At 53.5% G+C, this 23660-nt stretch carries 27 protein-coding genes and 1 pseudogene; 17 read left to right on the top strand and 11 right to left on the bottom strand.

What is annotated here, in order from left to right; genetic code table 11:
* Positions 1–19: 19 nt before the first annotated feature.
* Together ttcA and E3U32_RS23935 are read right to left on the bottom strand one after the other, a co-directional pair.
* Positions 20–955, bottom strand: a complete 936-nt coding sequence (ttcA, locus tag E3U32_RS21825) for a tRNA 2-thiocytidine(32) synthetase TtcA (RefSeq protein ID WP_134350489.1) — start codon at positions 953–955, stop codon at positions 20–22.
* Positions 956–970: 15 nt separating this feature from the next.
* Positions 971–1081, bottom strand: a pseudogene (locus E3U32_RS23935) (site-specific integrase); the annotation flags it as partial.
* Between the two features lie 94 nt (positions 1082–1175).
* On the opposite strand from E3U32_RS23935, the gene E3U32_RS21815 reads away from it, so the two are divergent.
* The 7 genes from E3U32_RS21815 to E3U32_RS23835 all read left to right on the top strand — a co-directional run bounded on the left by E3U32_RS21815 (position 1176) and on the right by E3U32_RS23835 (position 4700).
* Complete coding sequence (locus E3U32_RS21815; RefSeq protein WP_134350488.1) at positions 1176–1502, top strand: hypothetical protein; 327 nt, start codon at positions 1176–1178, stop codon at positions 1500–1502.
* 121 nt (positions 1503–1623) lie between these two features.
* Complete coding sequence (locus tag E3U32_RS21810; protein WP_134350487.1) at positions 1624–1968, top strand: DUF1294 domain-containing protein; 345 nt, start codon at positions 1624–1626, stop codon at positions 1966–1968.
* 122 nt (positions 1969–2090) lie between these two features.
* On the top strand, positions 2091–2540 hold the full coding sequence (locus E3U32_RS21805) for a hypothetical protein (protein ID WP_134350486.1): 450 nt from the start codon (positions 2091–2093) through the stop codon (positions 2538–2540).
* Positions 2541–2808: 268 nt separating this feature from the next.
* Positions 2809–3840 carry a methyltransferase gene (locus E3U32_RS21800; protein ID WP_134350485.1) on the top strand — a complete coding sequence of 344 codons (1032 nt, stop codon included), beginning with the start codon at positions 2809–2811 and terminating at the stop codon, positions 3838–3840.
* Between the two features lie 90 nt (positions 3841–3930).
* The gene (locus tag E3U32_RS21795) at positions 3931–4128 is read left to right on the top strand and encodes a hypothetical protein (protein WP_023312007.1); all 198 of its coding nucleotides are present in this window, start codon (positions 3931–3933) and stop codon (positions 4126–4128) included.
* 3 nt (positions 4129–4131) lie between these two features.
* Positions 4132–4554 (top strand): GFA family protein, encoded by a 423-nt coding sequence (locus tag E3U32_RS21790; RefSeq protein ID WP_134350484.1) that lies wholly within the window; start codon positions 4132–4134, stop codon positions 4552–4554.
* Between the two features lie 68 nt (positions 4555–4622).
* Complete coding sequence (locus E3U32_RS23835; RefSeq protein WP_223239581.1) at positions 4623–4700, top strand: hypothetical protein; 78 nt, start codon at positions 4623–4625, stop codon at positions 4698–4700.
* 337 nt (positions 4701–5037) lie between these two features.
* On the opposite strand, the gene ompC is transcribed toward E3U32_RS23835, so the two are convergent.
* Together ompC and nifJ are read right to left on the bottom strand one after the other, a co-directional pair.
* Positions 5038–6147 carry a porin OmpC gene (gene ompC / locus E3U32_RS21785; protein WP_134350483.1) on the bottom strand — a complete coding sequence of 370 codons (1110 nt, stop codon included), beginning with the start codon at positions 6145–6147 and terminating at the stop codon, positions 5038–5040.
* A gap of 387 nt (positions 6148–6534) precedes the next feature.
* Entirely contained in the window at positions 6535–10059 is a 3525-nt protein-coding gene (gene nifJ / locus E3U32_RS21780; RefSeq protein ID WP_134350482.1) for a pyruvate:ferredoxin (flavodoxin) oxidoreductase, read from the bottom strand.
* 271 nt (positions 10060–10330) lie between these two features.
* Between nifJ and E3U32_RS21775 the strand changes: the two genes are divergently transcribed.
* Positions 10331–10597, top strand: coding sequence for a putative hemolysin (locus E3U32_RS21775; protein ID WP_032658293.1), 267 nt, complete (start codon positions 10331–10333; stop codon positions 10595–10597).
* Here E3U32_RS21775 and hslJ read toward each other — a convergent pair whose 3' ends face one another.
* From hslJ to E3U32_RS21755, 4 genes are all read right to left on the bottom strand, one after another.
* A complete protein-coding gene (hslJ, locus tag E3U32_RS21770) occupies positions 10598–11035 on the bottom strand; it encodes a heat shock protein HslJ (protein WP_134350481.1) in 438 nt (145 codons plus the stop codon). It lies immediately after the preceding gene.
* A 127-nt stretch (positions 11036–11162) separates the two neighbouring features.
* Complete coding sequence (locus tag E3U32_RS21765; protein WP_045354196.1) at positions 11163–11291, bottom strand: DUF2474 domain-containing protein; 129 nt, start codon at positions 11289–11291, stop codon at positions 11163–11165.
* Complete coding sequence (gene cydB / locus E3U32_RS21760; RefSeq protein WP_134350480.1) at positions 11291–12301, bottom strand: cytochrome d ubiquinol oxidase subunit II; 1011 nt, start codon at positions 12299–12301, stop codon at positions 11291–11293. Before cydB ends, E3U32_RS21765 begins: the two co-directional genes overlap by 1 nt.
* The gene (locus E3U32_RS21755) at positions 12301–13701 is read right to left on the bottom strand and encodes a cytochrome ubiquinol oxidase subunit I (protein WP_134350479.1); all 1401 of its coding nucleotides are present in this window, start codon (positions 13699–13701) and stop codon (positions 12301–12303) included. Before E3U32_RS21755 ends, cydB begins: the two co-directional genes overlap by 1 nt.
* 392 nt (positions 13702–14093) lie before the next feature.
* On the opposite strand from E3U32_RS21755, the gene ymcF reads away from it, so the two are divergent.
* From ymcF to patD, 7 genes are all read left to right on the top strand, one after another.
* Entirely contained in the window at positions 14094–14282 is a 189-nt protein-coding gene (ymcF, locus tag E3U32_RS21750; RefSeq protein WP_134350478.1) for a cold shock small protein YmcF, read from the top strand.
* Between the two features lie 82 nt (positions 14283–14364).
* Positions 14365–15774: a PLP-dependent aminotransferase family protein gene (locus tag E3U32_RS21745; RefSeq protein WP_134350477.1), complete on the top strand. Its 1410-nt coding sequence runs from the start codon at positions 14365–14367 to the stop codon at positions 15772–15774.
* A gap of 274 nt (positions 15775–16048) precedes the next feature.
* Positions 16049–17194, top strand: a complete 1146-nt coding sequence (gene ydcS, locus E3U32_RS21740; RefSeq protein WP_134350476.1) for a putative ABC transporter substrate-binding protein YdcS — start codon at positions 16049–16051, stop codon at positions 17192–17194.
* 17 nt (positions 17195–17211) lie between these two features.
* Positions 17212–18225, top strand: coding sequence for an ABC transporter ATP-binding protein (locus E3U32_RS21735; protein ID WP_134350475.1), 1014 nt, complete (start codon positions 17212–17214; stop codon positions 18223–18225).
* A gap of 1 nt (position 18226) precedes the next feature.
* Positions 18227–19171 carry an ABC transporter permease gene (locus tag E3U32_RS21730; protein WP_134350474.1) on the top strand — a complete coding sequence of 315 codons (945 nt, stop codon included), beginning with the start codon at positions 18227–18229 and terminating at the stop codon, positions 19169–19171.
* Positions 19161–19967 carry an ABC transporter permease gene (locus tag E3U32_RS21725; RefSeq protein WP_008501291.1) on the top strand — a complete coding sequence of 269 codons (807 nt, stop codon included), beginning with the start codon at positions 19161–19163 and terminating at the stop codon, positions 19965–19967. The genes E3U32_RS21730 and E3U32_RS21725 overlap by 11 nt, the downstream gene beginning before the upstream one ends.
* Positions 19968–19991: 24 nt before the next feature.
* Entirely contained in the window at positions 19992–21416 is a 1425-nt protein-coding gene (gene patD / locus E3U32_RS21720) for an aminobutyraldehyde dehydrogenase (RefSeq protein WP_134350473.1), read from the top strand.
* Between the two features lie 37 nt (positions 21417–21453).
* Here the strand turns inward: patD and E3U32_RS21715 are convergent, their stop codons facing one another.
* From E3U32_RS21715 to E3U32_RS21705, 3 genes are read right to left on the bottom strand one after another with little or no spacing between them, the layout of a single operon-like run.
* Positions 21454–21636 carry a DUF1869 domain-containing protein gene (locus E3U32_RS21715; RefSeq protein WP_134350472.1) on the bottom strand — a complete coding sequence of 61 codons (183 nt, stop codon included), beginning with the start codon at positions 21634–21636 and terminating at the stop codon, positions 21454–21456.
* Positions 21637–21640: 4 nt separating this feature from the next.
* Positions 21641–21994: a DUF1971 domain-containing protein gene (locus tag E3U32_RS21710; protein ID WP_134350471.1), complete on the bottom strand. Its 354-nt coding sequence runs from the start codon at positions 21992–21994 to the stop codon at positions 21641–21643.
* Positions 21995–22021: 27 nt separating this feature from the next.
* Positions 22022–22348, bottom strand: coding sequence for a DUF1971 domain-containing protein (locus tag E3U32_RS21705; protein WP_134350775.1), 327 nt, complete (start codon positions 22346–22348; stop codon positions 22022–22024).
* Between the two features lie 244 nt (positions 22349–22592).
* Between E3U32_RS21705 and E3U32_RS21700 the strand changes: the two genes are divergently transcribed.
* Complete coding sequence (locus tag E3U32_RS21700; RefSeq protein WP_003856960.1) at positions 22593–22766, top strand: GhoT/OrtT family toxin; 174 nt, start codon at positions 22593–22595, stop codon at positions 22764–22766.
* An 86-nt stretch (positions 22767–22852) separates the two neighbouring features.
* Entirely contained in the window at positions 22853–23608 is a 756-nt protein-coding gene (locus E3U32_RS21695) for an alpha/beta fold hydrolase (RefSeq protein WP_134350470.1), read from the top strand.
* The last annotated feature ends 52 nt before the right edge of the window (positions 23609–23660 follow it).

Here is a 23660-nt window from a genome sequence, read left to right as displayed (position 1 = left end):
CTTCTGAGACGCTAATCACTTACTTCACTTCAACCACGTTCAGACGCAACTCTTCAAACTGATTGTCATCTTCTTCCGGCTGCCAGCCTGCAGGCTGCATGGGGATATCTTCCCGGTCAAACGCCAGGTCACCGCCGTTCACCACGTCTGATTCGTGGTTGATTCCTTTGAAGTCGAACAGCTCAATATCTGCGAGATGTGAAGGGACAACGTTCTGCATCGCGCTAAACATGGTTTCGATACGACCCGGATAACGCTTATCCCAGTCGCGCAGCATGTCGCCAATCACCTGACGCTGCAGGTTTGGCTGAGAGCCGCAGAGGTTACATGGAATGATCGGGAACCCTTTAGCCTGAGAGAAACGCTCAATGTCTTTTTCGCGGCAGTAGGCAAGAGGGCGGATCACGATGTGTTTGCCGTCATCGCTCATCAGTTTAGGGGGCATGCCCTTCATCTTGCCGCCGTAGAACATATTGAGGAACAGCGTTTGCAGGATATCGTCGCGATGGTGGCCCAGCGCAATTTTGGTCGCACCCAGCTCCGTCGCGGTACGATACAGAATGCCGCGGCGCAGACGAGAGCAAAGAGAGCAGGTGGTTTTCCCTTCCGGGATTTTCTCTTTCACAATACCGTAGGTATTTTCTTCTACGATTTTGTACTCAACACCCAGATTTTCGAGGTATTCCGGCAGAATGTGCTCCGGGAAGCCCGGCTGTTTCTGGTCAAGGTTGACCGCCACCAGGGAAAACTTCACCGGTGCGCTTTGCTGAAGATTACGCAGGATCTCCAGCATGGTGTAGCTGTCTTTACCCCCTGACAGGCAAACCATGATGCGGTCGCCTTCTTCAATCATGTTGAAGTCTGCAATGGCTTCGCCCACGTTACGGCGCAGTCGCTTTTGCAGTTTGTTCAGGTTGTATTGCTCTTTTTTGTTAATCTCTTGATTCTGTTGCATTGAGTACTACCTTCGGAGCCAGCTGGTGCAAAAATTTGTCTGCCGCGTATGGTACGGATTCCGGCGACGAATACCAGCACGTTTTACAGCGGCGTTAAATCTGACGCCGACGCCCGATAATGAGTAGTCGGCTTACTGTTCTCCCTGGTGCACAGAGGCGTATGAAAACAAAGGGTTGCCTGTATTGACCGTGTGAATATATCCTGATGGTGTTATCTGTGTGGTGAATTTGCTGCCTGCAGCCAGACGCGTGACTTTTTATAACAAAGAAAAGTCACCGGGACACAACCGGCACCACGCTTTTTCTGTAACTTTTATCCCATTGGAAGGGTTTAACGTGTTCAAGCTTAATTTATCTCTACTGGCGGTTTTGGTGCTGTCAGGCTGTAGTTCCGATCTTGTTCTCAGTCCACCTAAGCAACCTGAATACAAGTCAATGCCTGAAATAACCCAGTCTGTGACGCCATCACAACAGCGTGCAATCATGGCTGGCGAGCGGCCAGACTGGTCAGAAAGAACGCCGGTCAACACAATAAAGCGATATTAATAAACACTTATTTACCAGGGCTGCCATTCGGCGGCCATTTTTCCCCTTGTTTTGAGAGGTGCATAGATGCAACCTGTTTTATGTGTCTTCGAAAACCGCTTATTAACCCGTGGCTAGTGTTATGACCCTCAATCGCTTTTGTTATTTACTGTTGATTTTCGCTGCGCTCGGTAGTCTTCTTACCTCGCATCCTTTGGCCATGTGGTTTCTGCTGATTAATGTGCTCACGATGAGCATGTATGGCGCCGATAAAATGGCTGCGCGTAAAGGTTTACGCAGGGTTCCGGAAGCTACTTTGCTGGTGTTTGGCGCGACAGGCGGCTGGCCAGGCGCTATTGTGGGCCAGCAACTCTTTCGCCATAAAACCCAAAAGCAACCTTTTAAAACATACTTTTTCATCAGCGTCGTCGCCAGCACCGCTGTGATGGCGGCTGTTTATGCTTTCTTGCCTTTTTCTCCTTTATGACTATATCGCACGTCGCTAATTAATCCTCCACCACTGCCAATAGTAGTAGGACTATTCTTAAGGGGGTGCTGTTTTTTGCACAATCTGAATAATACGTGCAACAACACGGACGACAACATCCCATGAAAATAGAATCTATTATACTGGCAGTGCTGGTGGCCTTTTCTGCGCCTGCCTGGTCCGCTTTTCAGGAGCGGGAATATAATACCTGGTATATGAAAAATGCCATTCTTTATGATATGACGCAGACCTCTGAAGGTTTTCCTGTCATGGTAAGCGTCTCTCAGCCAGGAAGAAAATCCGCTAATTTGCTGGTGTCATATATTACTGAAGGGCGTTGTGGTGAGAATAACCTGCCGCTTAATGTGAATGGTAAAGTGCTGCCCGCCAAATATTACTGTGTTCAGGTTGGGCAGAACAGAATTGAACATTTTTCGGTAGTGGATGCGGACAGCGTCAATGGCATGGTGACGCATTTGAAATCAGATTTCACTCTTCTGCTGCAAAACGATATCAAGATTTGGGCTGCAAATATCAAAACGCCGAAGTACGGATTGGCGCCAAGATTCTAAATATGAAAAGCCTGTCTTACGACAGGCTTTTTTGGATGCAAAAATAATTATTTTCAAAATGATATTTTCAGCATGTTATTAATCAATGTGAAGAGTAAGTGGCCGTACTTTTTTACGTATTTAAATGTACTGTATGCTAAACGATACAAAAGAACATAAATGAACGTTGCTGAATGTTCATTATATTATGGATAAAGCTCACTACCAGACTTACGCTTGCTAACAGCTTTTAGTTGTTCAACATATCTTTATTGGTAAGGAGCAGCAAATGTCACAACGTAATAGTCTGGATTTACTCAGTCGCAAAGAAGGAATGTATTTGCTAGAGCAAAGCATGGGGTTTGTCTGGCAAGCGGCACTCCGGGCGGTCGCGGTATTGGGTGTCGCAGACCTTTTGGTCGAAGGAAAAAAATCCGTTACGCAACTGGCGAAGGAGCTTAATGTCGACGGCGACTATCTTCATCGAATCATGCGTTTATTGTCTTCTCGTGGGGTTTTCAACGAATTAGCCGAAGCTGAATACGGTCTTAGCCATTCAGCACAATTCCTGTGCTCTGATCATGAATTTTCCTTGCGTGCGGCGGTGCTCATGCTGACAGACCAAACATTCTGGCAGCCAGCAGCTAAAATGGATGAGATATTGCAAGGAAAACCTGTTTTTAATGAATTGTTTGGCAAGCCTTTTTACGACTACTGGCAGCATGACGAGAGTGTAGCTGATAGCAACATCTTTCATGCCGGTATGGCCTCTATGTCATCCGTGGAGAATGAAGTCATTGCAGATAGCTATTCGTTCCCTCAAAACGCTGTCGTTGCCGATATCGCCGGTGGCCTGGGGAATTTGTTGCTGGCTGTTTTACGTCGAAATCCGACTTTAACAGGGATCCTGTTTGATCAAAAAGACGTGCTTAAGCGGAATCGACTGCACCTTTTGAATGATAATCGTCGATGGGAGACCGTCGAAGGAAGTTTTTTTGAAGCCTGTCCTGCAGCGGACATTTATCTACTTAAATATATTTTGATGGACTGGCCTGATGAGAAGGCCGTTCAGATACTTCAATGCTGTAGACATGCAATGAAAGAAAACTCCCGACTATTAATTTTTGAGCCGCTTATTAAAGAAGAAAAAAATGAGCAGGGACGATTTGAAATCGATCTTCTTCTGTTAACAAGCTTTGATGGAGGGCGGGCAAGAACAGAGTCTGAGTATCAGGTCTTGTTTGAACAGGCGAATCTTAAATTGAAAAAAATAATAGACACCCGTTCGTATCTGTCGATTTTAGAAGTCGTAGCTGTTTGAATTGCTTTAATGATATTCGCAGAGCCTATGTCCGTCATTCCGTTTGACCGTATTCCTGCTACTCTTGTTGATTGTACCAGGAGCATGAATATGAAAAACAAAGATGAACAGACAGGATTAGTGGGGCTGGCGATTGGGGCGGCCGTTATTGGGCTGGTTTCAGCGCAGAAACCGATCCATCGCAACAGCATTGTTGATGAACTGGTCAGGCTCGGCAGGCAAAAAGGCGATGGCGTAGAAGATGAGGTTTTCGTTAAAGCCGCCGAGCTGGTCAGAAAAGGGGTATAGCCAATGGCCGAAAGACGAAATGCGAAGTGCCATTGCGGCGCGGTGGCTTTTATCGTTGAGCTAACGGATGGCCTGAACACCGCTCGGCGCTGCAGCTGTTCCTTTTGTCGAATGCGGGGGGCGGTTGTCGTCTCTGCACCGCTGTCGGGGATTACGGTGACCAAAGGTGAGGATAAGCTCACCGAGTACCGTTTTAACACAGGAACGGCTCGACACTTTTTCTGCTCGGTGTGCGGGATTTATACGTTCCATCAGCGGCGTTCTAATCCGAATGAATACGGTGTGAATGTCGCCTGTTTTGAAAACTTATCTCCTTTTGATTTCCCTGAGGTAACGGTAATGGACGGCGTTAACCATCCCACGGATGGGAGGAGTGGGGTGTTTGGCTATCTCTCTTTTCGTGAGAAAGGGGCGAATCAGACCTGATTACCGCCTGGCCACTCTTTAATCAGCCTGGCTATAGTGGAGAGTGGTTAACTGAAACAGGAGAAATTATGCTCTGTGTTGAAAAAGACGATCCGCGTGAGGCACCTGAATCAGGGGACAAAAAGCCTCAACCCGTGAAAAAATAACGTTGCGCATACGTTTACCCGCCACCGGCACTGCTGGTGGCTTTTTATTTCACAGGAACAATGTTAACTGCCATCCAGATGGTTTAACAGAGCGCCGAGATGCCCAACAATATCACCAAAATCAAAAATTAACGCCATCCACAGTACGGCTAAAAGGGTAAGTACAGCAAGGGATACACGACCAAACAACGCTGTTATCCTTAGTGACGAAAGGGCTATCGCCGCAGTTTAAACAGCTTTCTCTCAACTTACCCTCAACCACACGACTCCAGCATCTCTTTTTTGTGACGAACTTCAAAAAATGAGTGAGCCCGCATCATGATGCGGGCTCTGACCATCAGAACTGGTAAACCAGGCCTAACGCTACGACATCATCTGTGCTGATGCCGTTATTTTTGTAGAAGCTGTCATCTTCATCCAGCAGGTTGATTTTATAATCAACGTAGGTGGACATATTTTTGTTGAAGTAGTAAGTCGCGCCGATGTCAGCGTATTTAACCAGATCCTGGTCGCCCTGACCGTTGCCAAGGTCCTTACCTTTTGATTGCAGGTAGGAAAGGGACGGACGCAGGCCAAAGTCGAACTGGTACTGCGCGGTCACTTCGAAGTTCTGGGTTTTGTTCGCCACGGCGTCGGTGTTATCACCATACGGTGTCATATTGCGGGTTTCAGAATACATTGCCGCCAGATAGATGTTATTGGCGTCGTATTTCAGGCCGGCTGTCCACGCATCCGCTTTGTCACCACCCGCAGTGGTATTCATGACCTGCTCATTGGTGCGGTCAGAAGAGGTGTACGCGGCACCTGCAGTAATCCCCATGCCAAAGTCATAGGTGGTAGAAATACCGAAGCCGTCACCGTTCTCGTGACGCGTGTCGCGGCCGTTGTTGGTGCCTTCCTGGTTGTTGCTGGCGTCTTCATTTTTGCCCTGATACTGCAGCGCAAAGTTCAGGCCCTGTACCAGACCATAGAAGTCGGTGTTACGGTAGGTTGCCACGCCATTGGCGCGGCCGGTCATGAAGTTGTCGGCTTTGGTGTAGGAGTCGCCACCAAACTCCGGCAACATATCGGTCCAGCCTTCCACGTCGTACAGGACACCGTAGTTACGACCGTAATCGAAGGAGCCATAGTCACCCACTTTTACGCCGGCGAAGGCCAGACGCGTCCAGGACTGATTATCAGACCCTTCGGTGTTATTAGCCTGAACGTTGTATTCCCACTGCGCATAGCCGGTCATTGTGTTGTTGATCTGAGTTTCACCCTTGAAACCCAGACGCATGTAGGTTTGATCGCCGTCAGCGCCTTTATCATCAGAGAAGTAGTGCAGACCATCCACTTTTCCGTACAGATCTAATTTGTTACCGTCTTTATTATAAATTTCTGCCGCATGCGCAGCGCCAGCCATTAACAGAGCCGGAATCATCAGAGCCAGTACTTTTCTTTGCATTGTGATATTCCTTTGCAGTTGTTTTTATTTAATTACCTGTTGAACTTCCTGAATGAGAAAGTTGTCTCATGCTAAATCACTCCTGTGTAAGAGTAATAAAATATAATTGTTACGAACTAAGTAAAATCTAAACTGAATAAATCAACAGAAATGGTCATTAGTTTGATGAATGATTTAAAACTAAGTATATTAAATTAAAATTATTAATCAGGGGTTAATTACGTTAATCTCAGCGGCGTTATATGCCATTAAGATTATTTATCCATAATTCGTATGAATGTTATTCGGGAAACTAAAGAGATATTCATTGATTATCTGGAACCGCCCGGTGTGAAGACACCGGGCTTTTTTTGTGGCAAAAAATGCCCGGCAAGCCGGGCAGGGGAACTAGTCGCTAGTCGATTTCTCGGCTTTACCCGCCATCTGTGCCAGGAAATCATAGCGTTTTTGCAAATCGGCCGCCGCGTCTTTCCACAGCTGTTCAGCCACTTCCGGCTGCTGCGCGTTTAGGCGACGGAAGCGCTGCTCCTGCATTAACGTCTCGGCCAGGGCATCTGATGGCGGACGCGAATCCAGCGCCAGCGGTAATTTACCCTCATCCGCACGGCGCGGATCGAACCGGTACAACGGCCAGAAGCCGGTAGCCGTCAGCTGTCGCATCTGATCGTGGCTGAGCGCCAGGTCGTAGCCATGCTCTTCGCAAGGACTGTAGGCAATGATCAGCGACGGGCCAGGATACGCTTCCGCTTCCTGAATCGCTTTCACCGTCTGGTTAAGCTGCGCACCCAGCGAGATTTGCGCGACGTAGACGTGACCGTACATCATCATGCTCACACCGAGATCTTTGCGTGCCTTGCGCTTACCGTGTTCACCAAATTTCGTAACAGCGCCTAACGGCGTGGCTTTTGACGCCTGCCCGCCGGTATTGGAATAACACTGCGTATCCAGAACCAGGATATTGACATTTTCGGTCAGGCTCAACACGTGATCCAGCCCGCCGAAGCCAATGTCGTAGGCCCAGCCGTCGCCGCCAATCAGCCAGATCGATTTTTCGACCAGGGCGTCCGCGTCGGTCAGCAATTGTTCAGCACCCGCCACGCCCTGAAGCGCCTGACGCAGCTCAGCAACCTGCTCACGACGTACCTCTGGCGTTGCGTCCGCGTGAAGGGCGTCATTGAGCTCAGCAGGGATCTGCCCGGCAAACTGTTCCAGCAGGCGCATTACGCGCGTCCGGTGCTGGTCGACGGTCAGGCGGAAGCCCAGACCAAATTCGGCGTTATCCTCGAACAGCGAGTTTGCCCAGGCCGGACCGCGACCATTGGCGTCGGTAGTGTAGGGGGTAGAAGGCAGATTGCCGCCATAAATTGAGGAGCAGCCGGTTGCGTTGGCAATCAACATCCGGTCACCGTACAGCTGGGTAAGCAGCTTGATATACGGCGTTTCACCGCACCCTGAACAGGCGCCGGAGTACTCAAACAGCGGTGTGATCAGCTGTGACGTACGAATATCAATACGTTCCAGTTTGCTGCGATCGATTTCCGGCAAACTCAGGAAGAAGTCATAATTGACCTTCTCCTCTTCTACGTGCTCCAGACGCGACATCATATTGATGGCCTTAATCTCCGGATCCTGCCTGTCTTTCGCCGGACAGACTTCGACGCACAGGTTACAGCCGGTGCAATCCTCCGGCGCAACCTGCAGAACGTATTTCTGTCCGCGCATATCGCGGGATTTCACATCCAGCGAATGCAGGCTGGCCGGTGCGGCTTCCATCTCTTCCGGCGAAACCACTTTGGCACGAATGGCAGAGTGCGGGCAGGCCGCCACGCAGTGGTTGCACTGGGTACACAGCTCTTCTTTCCAGATGGGGATCGCTTCGGCGATGTTACGTTTTTCCCAGCGGGTGGTGCCCATCGGCCATGTCCCATCCGGCGGTAGCGCAGAAACGGGCAGGGCGTCACCCAGACCGGCCAGCATCGCCGCCGTCACGGTCTTCACGAAATCAGGCGCCTCATCGGATACCACCGGAGGGCGGTTCGGGCTTGTGCCATTGACAGGCTGCAGCGGCACCTCGAACAGTGACTCGCGCGCCAGCGCCAGCGCCTGCCAGTTGCGCTCGACCAGTTCCTGACCCTTGCTGCTATAGCTTTTGGCAATCGCGCCCTGCAGTTCCACCAGCGCGCTGTCGCCCGGCAGGATGCTGGTCAGATGGAAGAAAGCCATTTGCATAACGGTATTGATACGCGCGGCCAGACCACATTCGCGGGCTATTTTCGCAGCGTTGACCACATAGAAACGGGCTTTTTTCTGGTTCAGCACCGCCTGAACTTCCTGCGGCAGGCGTGCCCAGACTTCATCTGCGCTGTATGGGGTATTGAGGAGGAAAATACCGCCGGGTTTCAGGCGCTCAGCCATCTGATATTTATCGATAAACTGCAGCTGGTGGCAGCCAACAAAGTCAGCCTGAGAAATAAGATAGGCAGAGCGGATAGGCTGTTCGCTGACGCGCAGGTGGGAAACGGTCAGGCCGCCTGCTTTTTTCGAGTCATAGACGAAGTAACCCTGGGCGTACCACGGCGTTGAGTTGCCGATGATTTTGATGTTGTTTTTGGTCGCGGAGACGCTACCGTCGCTGCCCAGACCATAGAACAGCGCCTCAAGTTTAGCAGTCGAGGGCAGGGTGTTTTCCGGCAGGACCAGGGACAGGTTGGTGACATCATCATAGATGCCGACGGTAAAGCGCGGCTTGGGCTTCGCCTCGCTTAGCTCGTTAAATACCGCCAGCACGCAGTCCGGCCCAAACTCTTTGGAGGACAAACCATAGCGTCCCCCGATGGTGCGCGGCAGCGTTTCACGTTCACCGTTATTAAAGGCTTCTGCCAGGGCGGTCATCACATCCAGATACAGAGGTTCCGCCTGCGCGCCCGGCTCTTTGGTACGGTCAAGCACCGCCACCGCGCGGGCGCTTTCAGGCAGAGCGGAAAGCAGATGTTTAGCCGAGAACGGACGATAGAGACGCACTTTAAGCACGCCGACCTTTTCTCCGCGCGTCAGCAGTTCGTCAACCACCTCTTCACAGGTTCCAATGGCTGAACCCATCAGCACAATCACCCGTTCAGCCTGCGGATGGCCGTAGTATTCAAACGGCTTATATTCACGGCCAGTCGCGGCGGCAAAGTCGTTCATCGCCTGTTCAACATGGTCATAAACCGCGTTGTACCACGGGTTCGTGGCCTCGCGGGACTGGAAATAGGTATCCGGATTGGCCGACGTTCCGCGAATAACCGGGTGTTCCGGGTTAAGGGCCCGGGCGCGATGAGCGTCGATCTCCGCCTGCGGCAGCAGGTTCAGGATTGTATCGTCAGCCAGCGGGACGATTTTATTGATTTCGTGAGAGGTGCGGAAACCATCAAAGAAGTGAATAAACGGAACCCGGCTTTTGAGCGTGGCGATATGCGAAATTAAGGCAAAGTCCTGGGCTTCCTGAACGCTGCTGGCGCACAGCATTGCGCAGCCGGTCTGGCGCACGGCCATCACGTCAGAGTGATCGCCAAAGATGGAGAGCGCGTGGGTGGCAACGGTACGCGCAGCAACGTGCAGAACAAAGGGAGTCAGTTGACCCGCGAGTTTGTACAACGTAGGGATCATTAACAACAATCCCTGAGAAGAGGTAAACGACGTGGAAAGCGCGCCTGTCTGAAGCGCGCCATGTACCGTGGCAATCGCACCGGCTTCAGATTGCATTTCAACCACTCTCGGGACATCGCCCCAGACGTTTTTTAACCCGTTACCCGCCCAGGCGTCCGCCTGCTCAGCCATGGTAGAGCTCGGCGTAATCGGGTAGATGGCGATAACTTCACTGGTGCGAAACGCGACTGAGGCAACTGCACCATTACCGTCAATAGTTTGCATAGGACAACACCCTTACATTGCGCAAAAAATAGGGGTCTGTATTACGGCGACAAACCCTGAATATTATCTGTGTATTCTAGCAAACGGGGGATTTTACGATTTTCGCTTTTGTGTCCTCGGTATTCTCGCCATCAATGAGTAGATCAAACTTTTGGCGAAAAAATTGCGAGAAATTGTTTCTGGAGCGCATAAATACGCACTTCCGCTCTCGACGACACGGGATGTGATGCCTATTATGCATAGGTTTCGCATTATTCACGGGGGAGAGAGCATGCGCTCAGCATTTTTGGTAGGGTGTGCCGCATTATTGTTGTCGGCATGTAGCAGTGAACCAGTCCAGCAGGCAACGGCAGCCCACGTGGCGCCGGGAATGAAAGCGGCAATGTCCAGTTCAGGTCAGGCCAACTGCGCGATGATTGGCGGTTCGTTGTCTGTTGCCCGTCAGCTCGATGGTTCTGCTATCGGGATGTGCGCCTTGCCAAACGGCAAACGCTGCAGTGAACAGTCACTTGCCGTTGGAAGCTGCGGTAACTACTGATTATTCTGCGCGCTTAAACATCAGCGTTTTATCGGCTGTCGCCAGCGTTAACTGGTCTTCTGTCAGGTCGACCTGCGCTCCGTTGCGCAGCATATCGCCGATGGCCTGATCCAGCTCATTCAGCTGCGGCTCAGTACAGAGTTTGCGCGTCATGGCCAGCGTTTTCACCTTTAGCTCGCCTTCGGACAATTTCCCCTGTCCGTTGAAGCGGTTGCACATCGCACCAGATACGCTGATGTTATTAACCAGGCTGATATCTGGCAGGGCGCTAAAGCTGATCTCAGGTTGCGCTGTCGCGGTCTTCACGGCCTTACCGTTCACATTTTCCAGCACAAAGCGGTGGTTTTTCAGTTGCTCCGGCTGTACGGAGGCTTTGCCCGGATTAACGCAGCCGGTAAGGACAAGACTAATAACGCTTAACGCAATGAGCTTTTTCATTTTTCTTCTCAAACTATAAATACTGTGAATCTTTTTCCAGTGTAACGATACTCCGCGGTTCGTTAATGGGGTTTATCTGAAAGTGCGGGGAGAGGTGCCGGGCAACGCAGCGGATGCCCGGGTGACGTTAATGAGATTTAAACCCTGCCGCCGTCATCAGCATACGGAAGAGCATGCTGACAGCAGCCAGCGCCAGCACGCTGCCGCCCCAGATAACGGCCAGCCAGAGTAATCTTTTCCAGACAGGTTGTTGCATCAGTGATAACCCTCCCCATGCTGAACTTTGCCGCGAAATACGTAGTAGCTCCAGAAGGTGTAGACCAGAATAACGGGAATGATCAACAGCGCGCCCACCAGCATAAAGCCCTGGCTTTGCGGCGGCGCGGCGGCCTGCCACAGGGTGATCGACGGCGGAATAATATGCGGCCAGATGCTGATCCCAAGCCCGCTAAAGCCGAGGAATATCAGCCCCAGCGTCAGGATAAACGGTCGGCTATGGCTGTCGGGATTGTTCAGGCAGCGCCACTGATACAGGCTAAAAATCACCACCAGGGCCGGGACAGGCAGCAGATAAAACAGATTCGGCAGCGTAAACCAGCGCGCAGCGATGGCCGGGTGTGCCAGCGGTGTCCAGAGGCTGATCGCCGCAATAAACGCCAGCAGTACGAGTAACAGCGTTTTCGATACCTCGCGCATCCGCTGCTGCAGCGCGTTTTCGCTTTTCATCACCAGCCACGTAGAGCCTAACAGCGCATAGGCCACCACCAGGCCCGCGCCGCAAAACAGGTTAAACGCGGTAAACCAGTCAAAGGGCCCGCCGGTATAGGCCCGGCCGGTAACGGTAAAGCCGTTAATGACGGCCCCCACCGTCACACCCTGGGTAAACGTCGCCAGAATGGAACCGCCAATAAACGCCTTATCCCAGAAAGGACGGTGCGCTGGCGTGGCTTTAAAGCGAAACTCAAATGCCACGCCACGGAAAATAAGTCCGATCAGCATTAATGTCAGCGGAATGGTGAGGGCATCAACGATGACCGCATAGGCCAGCGGGAATGCCCCGAAGAGGGCGGCTCCACCAAGCACCAGCCAGGTTTCATTTCCGTCCCAGACCGGCGCAACGCTATTGACCATCACGTCGCGATCGTCGGCGTTTTGCGTTGCCGGGAACAAAATACCTATCCCCAGATCAAAACCGTCCATCACGATATACATCAGCGTGGCGAAGACGATGATGACAAACCAGATAATGGAAAGATCGATACCCATTATGGTAGCTCCTTATGTTCAGCGGTGACGGCAGAAAGCGGGCGCGCCGGACGTCCGTCGGACTCGGTGGCGAAAGATTCATGCGGCTGCGGGCCTTTTCGGATGAGGCGCACCATATAGCTGTAACCCACGCCGAATACCGAGGTGTAAACGACGAAGAAGGCCAGCAGGCTCACGCTCATATGCAGATCGCCATGGGCAGAAACCGCATCTTTCGTTCGCTGAAGTCCGTAGACTACCCACGGCTGGCGGCCTACTTCGGTGGTGACCCATCCGGCCAGGATAGCAATCAGCCCGGTTGGCCCCATCAGCAGTGCAAACCACAGGAAAGGGCGGGAAGAATAAACGCGCTTTTTATAGCGCAGCCAGAGTGCCGTCACGCCAAGCAGCAGCATCAGCATGCCCAGGCCCGCCATAATGCGGAATGACCAGAAGACGATGGTGGAATTCGGGCGGTCCTCCTTTGGAAACTCTTTGAGTGCCGGAACCTGTTTTTCCAGGCTATGCGTCAGGATAAGGCTCCCCAGCGCCGGGATCTCCAGCCCAAAGCGGGTGCGCTCCTGTTCCATATCCGGCCAGCCAAACAGCAGCAGCGGGGTAGGCTCACCCGGCGGATTTTCCCAGTGCCCTTCAATGGCGGCAATTTTCGCAGGCTGGTGCTTTAAGGTGTTCAGCCCGTGCATATCGCCCACCATGGCCTGGATAGGCGCGACTATCAGCGTCATCCACAGCGCCATTGAGAACATCGCGCGGATGGCGGGGGTATTATTGCCGCGCAGCAGATGCCATGCCGCGGATGCGCCTACAAACAGGGCGCTACTCAGGAACGCGGCTATCGACATATGCAGCAGGCGGTAAGGGAAGGAGGGGTTAAACACCACCGCGAACCAGTCCACGGGTACAACCTGACCGTTGACGATCTCATAGCCCTGCGGGGTCTGCATCCAGCTGTTCGAGGAGAGGATCCAGAAGGTGGAGATAATGGTGCCCAGCGCCACCATGCAGGTGGCGAAGAAGTGCAGTCCCGGCCCGACTTTATTCCAGCCGAACAGCATCACGCCGAGAAACCCGGCTTCGAGGAAGAAGGCGGTAAGCACTTCATAGGTCAACAGCGGGCCGGTAATGCTGCCCGCAAACTGCGAAAAACCACTCCAGTTGGTGCCAAACTGGTAGGCCATCACCAGCCCGGAGACCACGCCCATGCCAAAGTTGACGGCAAAAATCTTTGACCAGAAATGGTACAGTGAGCGCCAGACCGGATTTTTTGTTTTCAGCCACAGTCCTTCGAGCACGGCAAGATAGCTGGCGAGACCAATGGTGATTGCCGGGAAAATAATGTGAAAGGATACGGTAAACGCAAACTGTATCCGTGCAAGGTGAAAAGCATCTAAACCAAACATGCACAGCCTCAATGTCAAACGGTGTGCTGTTATGGTATAGGGGCGAAGATCAGACTATCAGACGCAGAAAAGTGTTTTTTAACCATAACAGTTGATTGAAAGTCGATGCTTTAGGCATCTGATATACTTCGCGGTTAGGGAATAAAAACAATCTTTTTATGAATTTTACGCATTAAACTGCTTGCCTTGTCGTCTGAGCCGTGCGTTAATGGTCTTCTGGTTTTGAGTCCAAATAAATATCTGACGTAGTTTTATAAAGCAGTTCTCATCACGTTGTGCCTCTCCGCAGCCTCTCTTGGGTCTTTATCTACTTTCCGATTAGTTTTTGTTTAAAACCATTATTGCCCAATCGGCCCATTAGTAATTTACGTTTTACGTTTCAGGAGAATCCTATGACTTCTTATATCCATTTTCGCTGCCCATGCTGTCATGGCTCGCAGTACCGTACCTCAGTCTTTGATATGTCTGAGAAAAACCCACTCGGCGCGAAATGCATTTTTTGCAAATCGTCGATGATCACGCTCGACTACCTGACCGCTGCGCGTCAGGCGCAAAGCCACATCACCGAGTACCGTAAGTAATTCATTTTCAAAACTATAACAGTTAGCTAAATCTTCTCTTTTTCTCCTGCTGATATACACTGTCAGTCATAAGGAGAATCTGATGAAAAAATACCAGCGTCTGGCGCAACAAATTATCTCGCAGATTGAGCTTGGCGTATGGCTGCCGGGCGATAAGCTGCCTTCCCTGCGAGAGCAGGTGGCGAGCAGCGGCATGAGTTTTATGACCGTTGGCCACGCGTATCAGATGCTGGAAAGTCAGGGGCGCATTGTCGCCAGACCGCAGTCGGGCTATTACGTTGCCTCGCGCCCGACCGCACAACAGCCTGCGCCACCCGCCCAGGTGATGCGTGACGAAGCGGTGGATATCAACACCTACATCTTCGAGGTCTTACAGGCCAGCCGCGACCCCTCCGTTGTCCCTTTTGCTTCCGCATTTCCCGACCCCCGACTTTTCCCGCTTCAGCAGCTCAACCGCTCGCTGGCGAACGTCAGCAAAACCGCGACGGCGATGAGCGTGATTGAGAACCTGCCGCCGGGTAACGTCGATCTCCGACACGCCATTGCCCGCCGCTACGCGCAGCAGGGAATGAATATCTCCCCCGAAGAGATCGTGATCACCGCCGGCGCGCTCGAAGCGCTCAATCTCAGTCTGCAGGCAGTAACCGAACCCGGCGACTGGGTGATTGTCGAAAACCCCTGTTTCTACGGCGCGCTGCAGGCGCTGGAACGCCTGAAGCTCAAAGCCTTGTCGATTGCGACGGACGTCCGCGAGGGGATTGATCTCAACGCCCTGGAACAGGCGCTGAATGAGTACCCGGTAAAAGCCTGCTGGGTCATGACCAACAGCCAAAACCCGCTTGGCTTCACGCTGAGCGCGGAGAAAAAAGCGCAGCTTGTCGCTCTGTTAACGCAGCACAACGTCCCGCTGATTGAAGATGACGTCTACAGCGAGCTCTATTTTGGGCGTGAAAAGCCGCTCCCGGCGAAAGCCTGGGATCGTCAGGACATGACGCTGCACTGCTCGTCCTTTTCAAAATGTCTGGTGGCCGGTTTTCGCATCGGCTGGGTCGCGGCGGGAAAACACGCGCGGCGCATTCAGCAACTGCAGCTGATGAGCACGCTCTCAACCAGCTCTCCCATGCAGCTGGCGCTGGTGGATTACCTGGCGACCAAACGCTACGACGCCCATCTGCGCCGCCTGCGACGGACGCTGGCCGAGCGAAAACAACAGGCCTGGCAGTCACTTCTGCGCCATATGCCTGCTGGCGTCAAAATTCACCATAACGACAGCGGCTACTTTTTATGGCTGGAGCTTCCGGCGCAGCTGGATGCGGGACTTCTGAGCGAAAAGGCCCTAATGCACCACATCAGCATTGCCCCCGGAAAGATGTTTTCCACCTCTGACGCGTGGACACCATTCTTTCGTTTTAATACGTCCTGGGCCTGGGGAGAGCGGGAAGAGCAGGCGGTCATTCAGTTAGGGAAATTAATTAGCAGCATGCTGGAATAAATTTCCTCGCCCCTCCATTAAATAATCATTTCTTATCCTGATGACGGCACTGTGAATATTTCGCGGTGCCGTATCATAGGAAATCTGCATACCGTCTCTCGCCGCTAACTCCTTGTCTATAATCCAGTTAACGGGGAATGCGCCCTCGGTCACACCTTGATGAAATTTCCTTAAGCTGCACGGTGCGGCGCATTTGCGCGGTCTACGTTTAATAAGGGAGATATTTTTACGGCACGGCTGCCGCTAAATTTCATTGCGACAGGAGTAAATTCTTATGAGCAAAAAATTTGCCCACAGCAGCCTGTGTGCGCTCGGCATGACAATCATGACAGCGCAAGCCGCAGAACCGCCGAAAGCTATTGGCGACGGGGAAGGACGGCTGGATATTATTGCCTGGCCGGGATACATCGAGCGGGGGCAGACGGATAAAAACTATGACTGGGTCACCCAGTTTGAAAAAGAGACCGGTTGCGCGGTCAACGTCAAAACGGCGGCGACATCTGATGAAATGGTGAGCCTGATGGCGAAAGGGGGATACGACCTGGTCACTGCGTCAGGTGATGCGTCGCTCCGCCTGATCATGGGTAAACGCGTTCAGCCGATTAACCCCGATCTCATTCCCAACTGGAAAACCCTCGACGCTCGGATGGTGAAAGGGGAATGGTTTAACGTCGGGGGTAAAGTCTACGGCACGCCGTACCAGTGGGGGCCAAACCTGCTGATGTACAACACCAAAACCTTCCCGACGCCGCCGGACAGCTGGAGCGTGGTCTTTACCAAACAGGATCTGCCTGACGGTAAAACCAATCAGGGACGCGTCCAGGCCTATGACGGCCCGATTTACATCGCCGATGCGGCGCTGTTTGTCAAAGCCACTCAACCTCAGCTCGGGATCAAAGACCCGTACCAGCTCACCGAAAAACAGTATGCCGCCGTGCTCAAGGTGCTTCGCGATCAGCATGCCCTGATCCACCGCTACTGGCACGACACCACCGTTCAGATGAGCGACTTCAAAAATGAAGGCGTCGTCGCCTCCAGCGCCTGGCCGTATCAGGCAAATGCCCTGAAGGCCGAAAACCAGCCTGTTGCTACTGTCTTCCCGAAAGAAGGGGTAACCGGCTGGGCGGATACCACCATGCTGCATGCGCAGGCAAAACACCCGATGTGCGCCTACAAGTGGATGAACTGGTCGCTAACGCCGAAAGTGCAGGGCGATCTGGCCGCATGGTTTGGCTCGCTGCCCGTCGTGCCGGAAGGGTGTAAGGCCAGCACGCTGCTGGGAGATAAAGGCTGCGAAACTAACGGGTATAACGAGTTCGACAAAATCATGTTCTGGAAAACCCCCATTGCAGAAGGCGGAAAATTTGTGCCTTACAGCCGCTGGACGCAGGATTACATCGCCATCATGGGTGGCCGTTAATCGCCCGGGAGCAGAACATGACGTACGCGGTAGAGTTTAATAATGTTTCCCGCCTGTACGGCGACGTGCGGGCGGTGGATGGGGTCACCATTGCGATCCGTGACGGAGAATTTTTCTCCATGCTGGGGCCTTCGGGCTCCGGCAAAACCACCTGCCTGCGTCTGATCGCCGGTTTTGAACAACTGTCAGGCGGCACGATCTCAATCTTCGGCAAAGAGGCGAGCGAACTGCCGCCCTGGGAGCGGGACGTGAATACCGTGTTCCAGGACTACGCGCTGTTCCCGCATATGTCGATCCTCGATAATGTCGCTTACGGGCTGATGGTAAAAGGCATAGATAAGAAAAAACGCCATGCGCAGGCCCGTGATGCGCTGGAAAAAGTGGGCCTGAGTTTTGCCGTCGCCCGCAAACCTTCGCAACTTTCCGGCGGCCAGCGTCAGCGCGTTGCCATCGCCCGGGCGCTGGTCAATGAACCGCGCGTGCTGCTGCTGGACGAGCCCTTAGGTGCGCTCGATCTCAAACTGCGTGAACAGATGCAGTTCGAGCTGAAGAAACTTCAGCAGGAACTCGGCATCACCTTTATTTTCGTCACCCACGATCAGGGCGAAGCCCTTTCCATGTCAGACCGGGTGGCGGTGTTCAATAACGGACGCATCGAGCAGGTGGACACCCCACGCGATCTCTACATGCGCCCGCGCACGCCGTTTGTCGCCGGTTTTGTCGGCACGTCCAACGTCTTTGATGCAGGCCTTGCGCAGAAAATATGCGGCATGGAAGGCTCCTATTCTTTGCGTCCGGAACATATTCGTCTTAACGAGAGCGGTGAAGTTCAGGTTCAGGGATGCGTGCAGGCCGTTCAGTATCAGGGGGCCGCCACGCGTCTGGAGCTAAAACTCGCTGACGGCGCAAAACTGCTGGTAAGCCAGGCTAATCTCAGTGACGCCTCGCCGCTGAGCGGCATTGCGCCGGGGCAGGTTGTCATGGCGTCGTGGTCGCGCGACGCCATGATCCGCCTTCACGAGGAGAGGTGAAATGGATATGAGCGTTGCGCATCCTCCCGCCTCTCGCACCCGCCTGAGCCGCATGACGGCACTGCTCTGGCGCAAGCCATCGCTCGGGCTGTTCCTGCTTCTGCTTGCGCCGCTGATGTGGTTTGGCATCGTCTATTTAGGATCGCTGCTGACTCTGCTGTGGCAGGGGTTTTACACCTTTGATGATTTCACCATGGCGGTCACGCCGGACCTGACCCTGGCGAACATTCAGGCGCTCTTTAACCCGGCAAACTACGATATTATCCTGCGTACGCTAACCATGGCGATTGCGGTGACCCTTGCCAGCGCCATCCTGGCGTTCCCGATGGCCTGGTACATGGCGCGGTACACCCACGGCAAGTGGAAAGCGTTCTTCTATATTGCCGTGATGCTGCCGATGTGGGCGAGCTACATCGTCAAAGCCTACGCCTGGACACTGCTGCTGGCGAAGGACGGCGTGGCGCAATGGTTTCTCAGCCATATGGGGCTGGAGCCGATCCTGACCTCGCTCCTTACGCTCCCGGCGATTGGCGGCAACACCTTGTCCACCTCCGGGCTGGGACGGTTTCTGGTCTTCGTTTATATCTGGCTGCCGTTTATGATCCTGCCCGTCCAGGCGGCGCTGGAACGTCTGCCGGCTTCTTTACTGCAGGCCTCTGCCGACCTCGGCGCGCGACCCCGCCAGACCTTTCGCTACGTCGTTCTGCCGCTGGCGATCCCGGGCATTGCGGCGGGCTCGATATTCACCTTTTCCCTGACGCTGGGGGATTTTATTGTTCCCCAGCTGGTGGGGCCGCCGGGCTATTTCATTGGCAATATGGTCTATTCCCAGCAGGGGGCTATCGGCAATATGCCGATGGCCGCCGCGTTCACGCTGGTTCCCATCGTGCTGATTTCTCTCTATCTGGCGTTCGTGAAGCGTCTGGGAGCATTCGATGCACTCTGAACGCGCACCGCTGTTCCTGAAAGTGGCAGCGTGGGGAGGTGTTATCTTCCTGCACTTCCCGCTGCTGATTATCGCAACCTATGCCTTTAACACCGAAGACGCCGCCTTCAGTTTTCCGCCGCAGGGGCTGACGCTGAAGTGGTTTAGCGTGGCGGCGGGGCGTGGAGATATCATTGAATCCGTGACGTTGTCACTTCAAATTGCTGCGCTCTCCACTGCGATAGCCCTTGTGCTTGGCACGCTTGCTGCAGCGGCGCTGTGGCGAAGCGAGTTTTTTGGCAAGAATGCGATCTCACTGTTGCTGCTATTGCCGATTGCGTTACCGGGGATCATCACCGGCCTGGCGCTGCTGACCGCATTCAAAACCATCAACCTTGAGCCGGGTTTTTTCACCATCGTGGTGGGACACGCCACGTTTTGTGTAGTGGTGGTGTTTAACAACGTGATTGCCCGGTTCAGACGCACCTCCTGGAGCCTGGTGGAAGCGTCGATGGATCTCGGGGCTGACGGGTGGCAAACCTTCCGCTATGTCGTGCTGCCCAATCTGGGTTCAGCGCTGCTGGCCGGGGGAATGCTGGCGTTTGCCCTGTCGTTTGACGAGATAATCGTTACAACGTTTACGGCGGGACACGAGCGTACGTTACCGCTGTGGTTGCTCAACCAGCTCGGGCGTCCGCGCGACGTGCCGGTCACAAACGTCGTTGCACTGCTGGTGATGCTGGTGACAACCATCCCCATTCTGGGAGCCTGGTGGCTAACCCGCGACGGCGAGAACATTGCCGGCAGCGGGAAATAACATTGATTTCAACAGGACAATGCTATGCAAACACATCTGCTGATAAAGGGTGAACTGGTTGCCGGAGAAGGCGAGAAACAGCCGGTTTATAATCCGGCCACTGGAGAGGTACTGCTTGAAATTGCTGAAGCGTCACTGGCCCAGGTCAACGCGGCGGTAGAGGCCGCTGACCGGGCTTTCATCGACTGGGGGCAGACCACGCCCAAAACGCGCGCTGAGTGCCTGTTGAAGCTGGCTGACGCCATCGAGGCGCAGGGTGAAGAGTTTGCCCGGCTTGAGTCTCTCAACTGCGGCAAGCCGCTGCACTGTGCCCTCGGGGACGAAATTCCGGCGGTGGTCGATGTTTTCCGCTTCTTTGCCGGGGCAGCCCGCTGCCTGAACGGGCTGGCCGCCGGTGAGTATCTTGATGGCCACACGTCAATGATCCGCCGTGACCCGGTGGGCGTGGTTGCCTCTATCGCGCCGTGGAACTACCCGCTGATGATGGCCGCGTGGAAGCTCGCACCCGCGCTGGCAGCCGGTAACTGCGTGGTGATCAAACCCTCCGAAATTACGCCGCTGACGGCGCTGAAGCTGGCGGAGCTGGCAAAGGACATCTTCCCGGCGGGTGTGCTGAACGTACTGTTTGGCCGCGGCAAGACGGTAGGCGATCCGCTGACCGGGCATGAAAAAGTCCGCATGGTCTCGCTGACCGGTTCGATTGCGACCGGGGAACATATCATCGGCCATACGGCGTCCTCCATTAAACGCACCCACATGGAGCTGGGTGGAAAAGCGCCGGTTATCGTGTTTGATGATGCCGACCTGGATGCTGTTGTCGAAGGCGTGCGGACGTTTGGTTTCTACAATGCCGGGCAGGACTGCACGGCGGCCTGCCGTATTTATGCCCAGAAGGGAATTTATGCTGCGCTTGTGGAAAAACTGGGCGCAGCGGTAGCCAGCCTCAAAATGGGTACCCCGGAGGATGGGGATACCGAACTGGGACCGCTCAGCTCGGCGGCCCATCTTTCACGCGTCTGTCAGGCTGTCGACGAGGCGAAAGCGCTCGGCCATATCCGCGTGGTGACGGGCGGCAGCAAAAAAGAGGGGGCAGGTTACTACTTCCAGCCAACCCTGCTGGCAGGGGCAAAACAGAATGATGCCATCGTTCAGCGCGAGGTGTTTGGCCCGGTGGTGAGCGTCACCGAGTTTGACGACGAGGCGCAGGTGCTGGCCTGGGCGAACGATTCGCAGTACGGCCTGGCCTCGTCGGTCTGGACGAAAGACGTGGGCCGCGCCCATCGTCTGAGCGCGCGCCTGCAGTACGGCTGCACCTGGGTGAATACCCATTTCATGCTGGTGAGCGAAATGCCGCACGGCGGCATGAAATTATCCGGCTACGGAAAGGATATGTCGGTGTACGGGCTCGAGGATTATACGGTTGTCCGGCATGTGATGATAAAACACTAAGAATCATGCCCGGCGGCCAGTATCGCCGGGCGTTTTCTTACCAGCCACAAACTTCGTGCTCATTTTCCGTATCATAAGCGCGAACGGTATTCACCAGATCTTTCACCACGTCTGCGGCGACGTCCGGGATGAGCAACTCCATTGGGGCGTCTGTTTCATACTCCACCGAGACGCCGTTGCTGTTGTTGGTCACGGTCACGGTGTACGTTGCTTTACCCACGCTATTACTCCTTATGTGTATTAACCACTTTTCCGATACCTGCGCCCTGAAGCGTAACGTCAGGATCGGCAAAAAAGTCGATATTGAAATACGTATCGTCGGTCAATAACTCAATGCGGTGCCATTTTTGCGGCGGTGAGATGCCAAACGATCCGGCCTCGATCACCAGTTCCAGATCCGGTTCTGTCGCATCTGCATCCGGGAAGCCAAAATAGCGCACAGTGCCCTGCATCACGGACAAACGGCCGTAGACGCTGGCTTTAGTATTATGATGGGTGAAAAGGGCTTTTGGCGCCGTGTCTTTGTTCCAGAATGGCGTGGAGCGGGTATGCACAAAATTCTCAGGAATACGTAGCATAATGGTTTCCTCGTAAGTAAAAGCCGTTTAAAGCGACCTCAGTACCTCGGGTTCGACGAAAAAGTCGATGTTGAACAGCGTGTCATCGGACATCACTTCGATGTGATGCCATTTCTCAGGCGGAAAAACGCCGAAGTGGCCGGCCTTGATAATCATTGTGCTGTCGGGCTCAGGGGTCAGTTCATCGGCATAGCCTAAGTAGCGTACGGCACCCTGCATTACGGTCAGGCGAGGATAGACGCCCGGACGGGTACCGGTGTCGAGATGACGCTGAAAGATCCCGGCAGGAGCGGTATTTTTATTCCAGAAAGGGGTGGAGCGGGTATGAATACAACTCGGCGGAATGCGCAGCATATTGCCTCCCATGAATGTCTGCCTTAATTAGACGCCTTTTCAGGATACAAAATTTATCAAAAAGTGCATTTATTATGCATGTTATCAATAAAGGTTATTGTCCGCTCTCCCAGTTTGTTACGCAGAATACTCAGTTGTTATTAGCCTTAATATTTAAGTGGTTATTGTGTAATGAAAAAACTTGATCTGTATCAACATATGACGCATATTGCGTGCGGTTATTTTTTCGGCTCTGGTATTAAGAATGACGTTGTATCAAAAGATGTTGGTTTTTTACGCAATCATGGCTTCCATCTGCGCATTAATTACCTGGTTTCTCTCCAAAGACCGCAAACGTATCCGCCTGCTCAGCGCTTTTCTGGTGGGATCAACCTGGCCAATGAGCTTTCCCGTTGCGCTTCTGATCTCGCTTTTCTGAAGCACGCTTCCCGTTTTAGAAGATGAATATAGCATTCCTGATGTGATAACTGTATAAATACACAGTGAGTCATAAAAGGAGTGCTTATGAACAGTTTTTACTCGCAGCAGGCTGGCTGCACCGTACGCTGGCATGATTTGCCCGGCACCGGCGATCCCGTGGTGTTCATTCACGGGCTGGGCTGCGCCGCTTCCTATGAATACCCCCGCGTCGTTCGTGACCCTCTTTTTGGTGCACGCAGAGCGATTCTTATCGATTTGCCCGGCAGCGGCTACAGCGATAAACCTCTCCACTACAGCTACCGAACCAGTGACCAGGCCCGTGTCGTCGTGGAACTGATTAACCATCTCAAACTCGATACCTTCTGGCTCTATGGTCACAGCATGGGCGGCAGCATTGCTATCGAAACGGCGGGGCTGCTGGGCACCCGCGTTAAGGGACTGATGGTATCAGAACCTAATTTTCACGCGGGCGGGGGCATGTTCAGCCGCTCTATTGCGGCACAAACCGAGCAACAGTTTCTGGAGCAGGGCTATGACGCCATGCTGCGGGCAGAAACCACGGCGTGGGCGGGGTGCCTGCAGAGCAATGCCCCTTATGCCGTCTGGCGCGGTGCATCGAGTCTGGTGGAAGGCGTTGAGCCAGAATGGGAGGCGCAGTTCCTGTCACTCCCTTGCCCGGTGACGTTGATTTTCGGCGAGCTGTCGCTGCCTGATGACGATGTGAATAAGCTGCAGCAGAAGGGTGTTGCGGTGAAAATCATCCCTGCGGCGGGGCACTCAATGTCCTGGGAAAACCCCTCTGCACTGGCGAAGACGCTAGCCGGGTGTATGGTTGAGTGATAATGGCCCGCACTGCTGCGGGCCAAATATCAGGATGTAGGCCGGGTAAGCG

The sequence above is a fragment of the Lelliottia nimipressuralis genome (assembly GCF_004402045.1).
In the GTDB taxonomy this organism is placed as follows: Bacteria; Pseudomonadota; Gammaproteobacteria; order Enterobacterales; family Enterobacteriaceae; genus Enterobacter; species Enterobacter chinensis.
This window is presented reverse-complemented; position numbering and strand designations above follow the sequence as displayed.

What these genes read in the sequence shown, in the direction of transcription:
- ttcA (WP_134350489.1), bottom strand. Translation starts at nt 955, where the DNA reads ATGCAACAGAATCAAGAGATTAACAAAAAAGAGCAATACAACCTGAAC.
- E3U32_RS21810 (WP_134350487.1), top strand. Translation starts at nt 1,624, where the DNA reads ATGACCCTCAATCGCTTTTGTTATTTACTGTTGATTTTCGCTGCGCTC.
- E3U32_RS21805 (WP_134350486.1), top strand. Translation starts at nt 2,091, where the DNA reads ATGAAAATAGAATCTATTATACTGGCAGTGCTGGTGGCCTTTTCTGCG.
- E3U32_RS21800 (WP_134350485.1), top strand. Translation starts at nt 2,809, where the DNA reads ATGTCACAACGTAATAGTCTGGATTTACTCAGTCGCAAAGAAGGAATG.
- E3U32_RS21795 (WP_023312007.1), top strand. Translation starts at nt 3,931, where the DNA reads ATGAAAAACAAAGATGAACAGACAGGATTAGTGGGGCTGGCGATTGGG.
- E3U32_RS21790 (WP_134350484.1), top strand. Translation starts at nt 4,132, where the DNA reads ATGGCCGAAAGACGAAATGCGAAGTGCCATTGCGGCGCGGTGGCTTTT.
- E3U32_RS23835 (WP_223239581.1), top strand. Translation starts at nt 4,623, where the DNA reads ATGCTCTGTGTTGAAAAAGACGATCCGCGTGAGGCACCTGAATCAGGG.
- ompC (WP_134350483.1), bottom strand. Translation starts at nt 6,147, where the DNA reads ATGCAAAGAAAAGTACTGGCTCTGATGATTCCGGCTCTGTTAATGGCT.
- nifJ (WP_134350482.1), bottom strand. Translation starts at nt 10,059, where the DNA reads ATGCAAACTATTGACGGTAATGGTGCAGTTGCCTCAGTCGCGTTTCGC.
- E3U32_RS21775 (WP_032658293.1), top strand. Translation starts at nt 10,331, where the DNA reads ATGCGCTCAGCATTTTTGGTAGGGTGTGCCGCATTATTGTTGTCGGCA.
- hslJ (WP_134350481.1), bottom strand. Translation starts at nt 11,035, where the DNA reads ATGAAAAAGCTCATTGCGTTAAGCGTTATTAGTCTTGTCCTTACCGGC.
- E3U32_RS21765 (WP_045354196.1), bottom strand. Translation starts at nt 11,291, where the DNA reads ATGCAACAACCTGTCTGGAAAAGATTACTCTGGCTGGCCGTTATCTGG.
- cydB (WP_134350480.1), bottom strand. Translation starts at nt 12,301, where the DNA reads ATGGGTATCGATCTTTCCATTATCTGGTTTGTCATCATCGTCTTCGCC.
- E3U32_RS21755 (WP_134350479.1), bottom strand. Translation starts at nt 13,701, where the DNA reads ATGTTTGGTTTAGATGCTTTTCACCTTGCACGGATACAGTTTGCGTTT.
- ymcF (WP_134350478.1), top strand. Translation starts at nt 14,094, where the DNA reads ATGACTTCTTATATCCATTTTCGCTGCCCATGCTGTCATGGCTCGCAG.
- E3U32_RS21745 (WP_134350477.1), top strand. Translation starts at nt 14,365, where the DNA reads ATGAAAAAATACCAGCGTCTGGCGCAACAAATTATCTCGCAGATTGAG.
- ydcS (WP_134350476.1), top strand. Translation starts at nt 16,049, where the DNA reads ATGAGCAAAAAATTTGCCCACAGCAGCCTGTGTGCGCTCGGCATGACA.
- E3U32_RS21735 (WP_134350475.1), top strand. Translation starts at nt 17,212, where the DNA reads ATGACGTACGCGGTAGAGTTTAATAATGTTTCCCGCCTGTACGGCGAC.
- E3U32_RS21730 (WP_134350474.1), top strand. Translation starts at nt 18,227, where the DNA reads ATGGATATGAGCGTTGCGCATCCTCCCGCCTCTCGCACCCGCCTGAGC.
- E3U32_RS21725 (WP_008501291.1), top strand. Translation starts at nt 19,161, where the DNA reads ATGCACTCTGAACGCGCACCGCTGTTCCTGAAAGTGGCAGCGTGGGGA.
- patD (WP_134350473.1), top strand. Translation starts at nt 19,992, where the DNA reads ATGCAAACACATCTGCTGATAAAGGGTGAACTGGTTGCCGGAGAAGGC.
- E3U32_RS21710 (WP_134350471.1), bottom strand. Translation starts at nt 21,994, where the DNA reads ATGCTACGTATTCCTGAGAATTTTGTGCATACCCGCTCCACGCCATTC.
- E3U32_RS21705 (WP_134350775.1), bottom strand. Translation starts at nt 22,348, where the DNA reads ATGCTGCGCATTCCGCCGAGTTGTATTCATACCCGCTCCACCCCTTTC.
- E3U32_RS21700 (WP_003856960.1), top strand. Translation starts at nt 22,593, where the DNA reads ATGACGTTGTATCAAAAGATGTTGGTTTTTTACGCAATCATGGCTTCC.
- E3U32_RS21695 (WP_134350470.1), top strand. Translation starts at nt 22,853, where the DNA reads ATGAACAGTTTTTACTCGCAGCAGGCTGGCTGCACCGTACGCTGGCAT.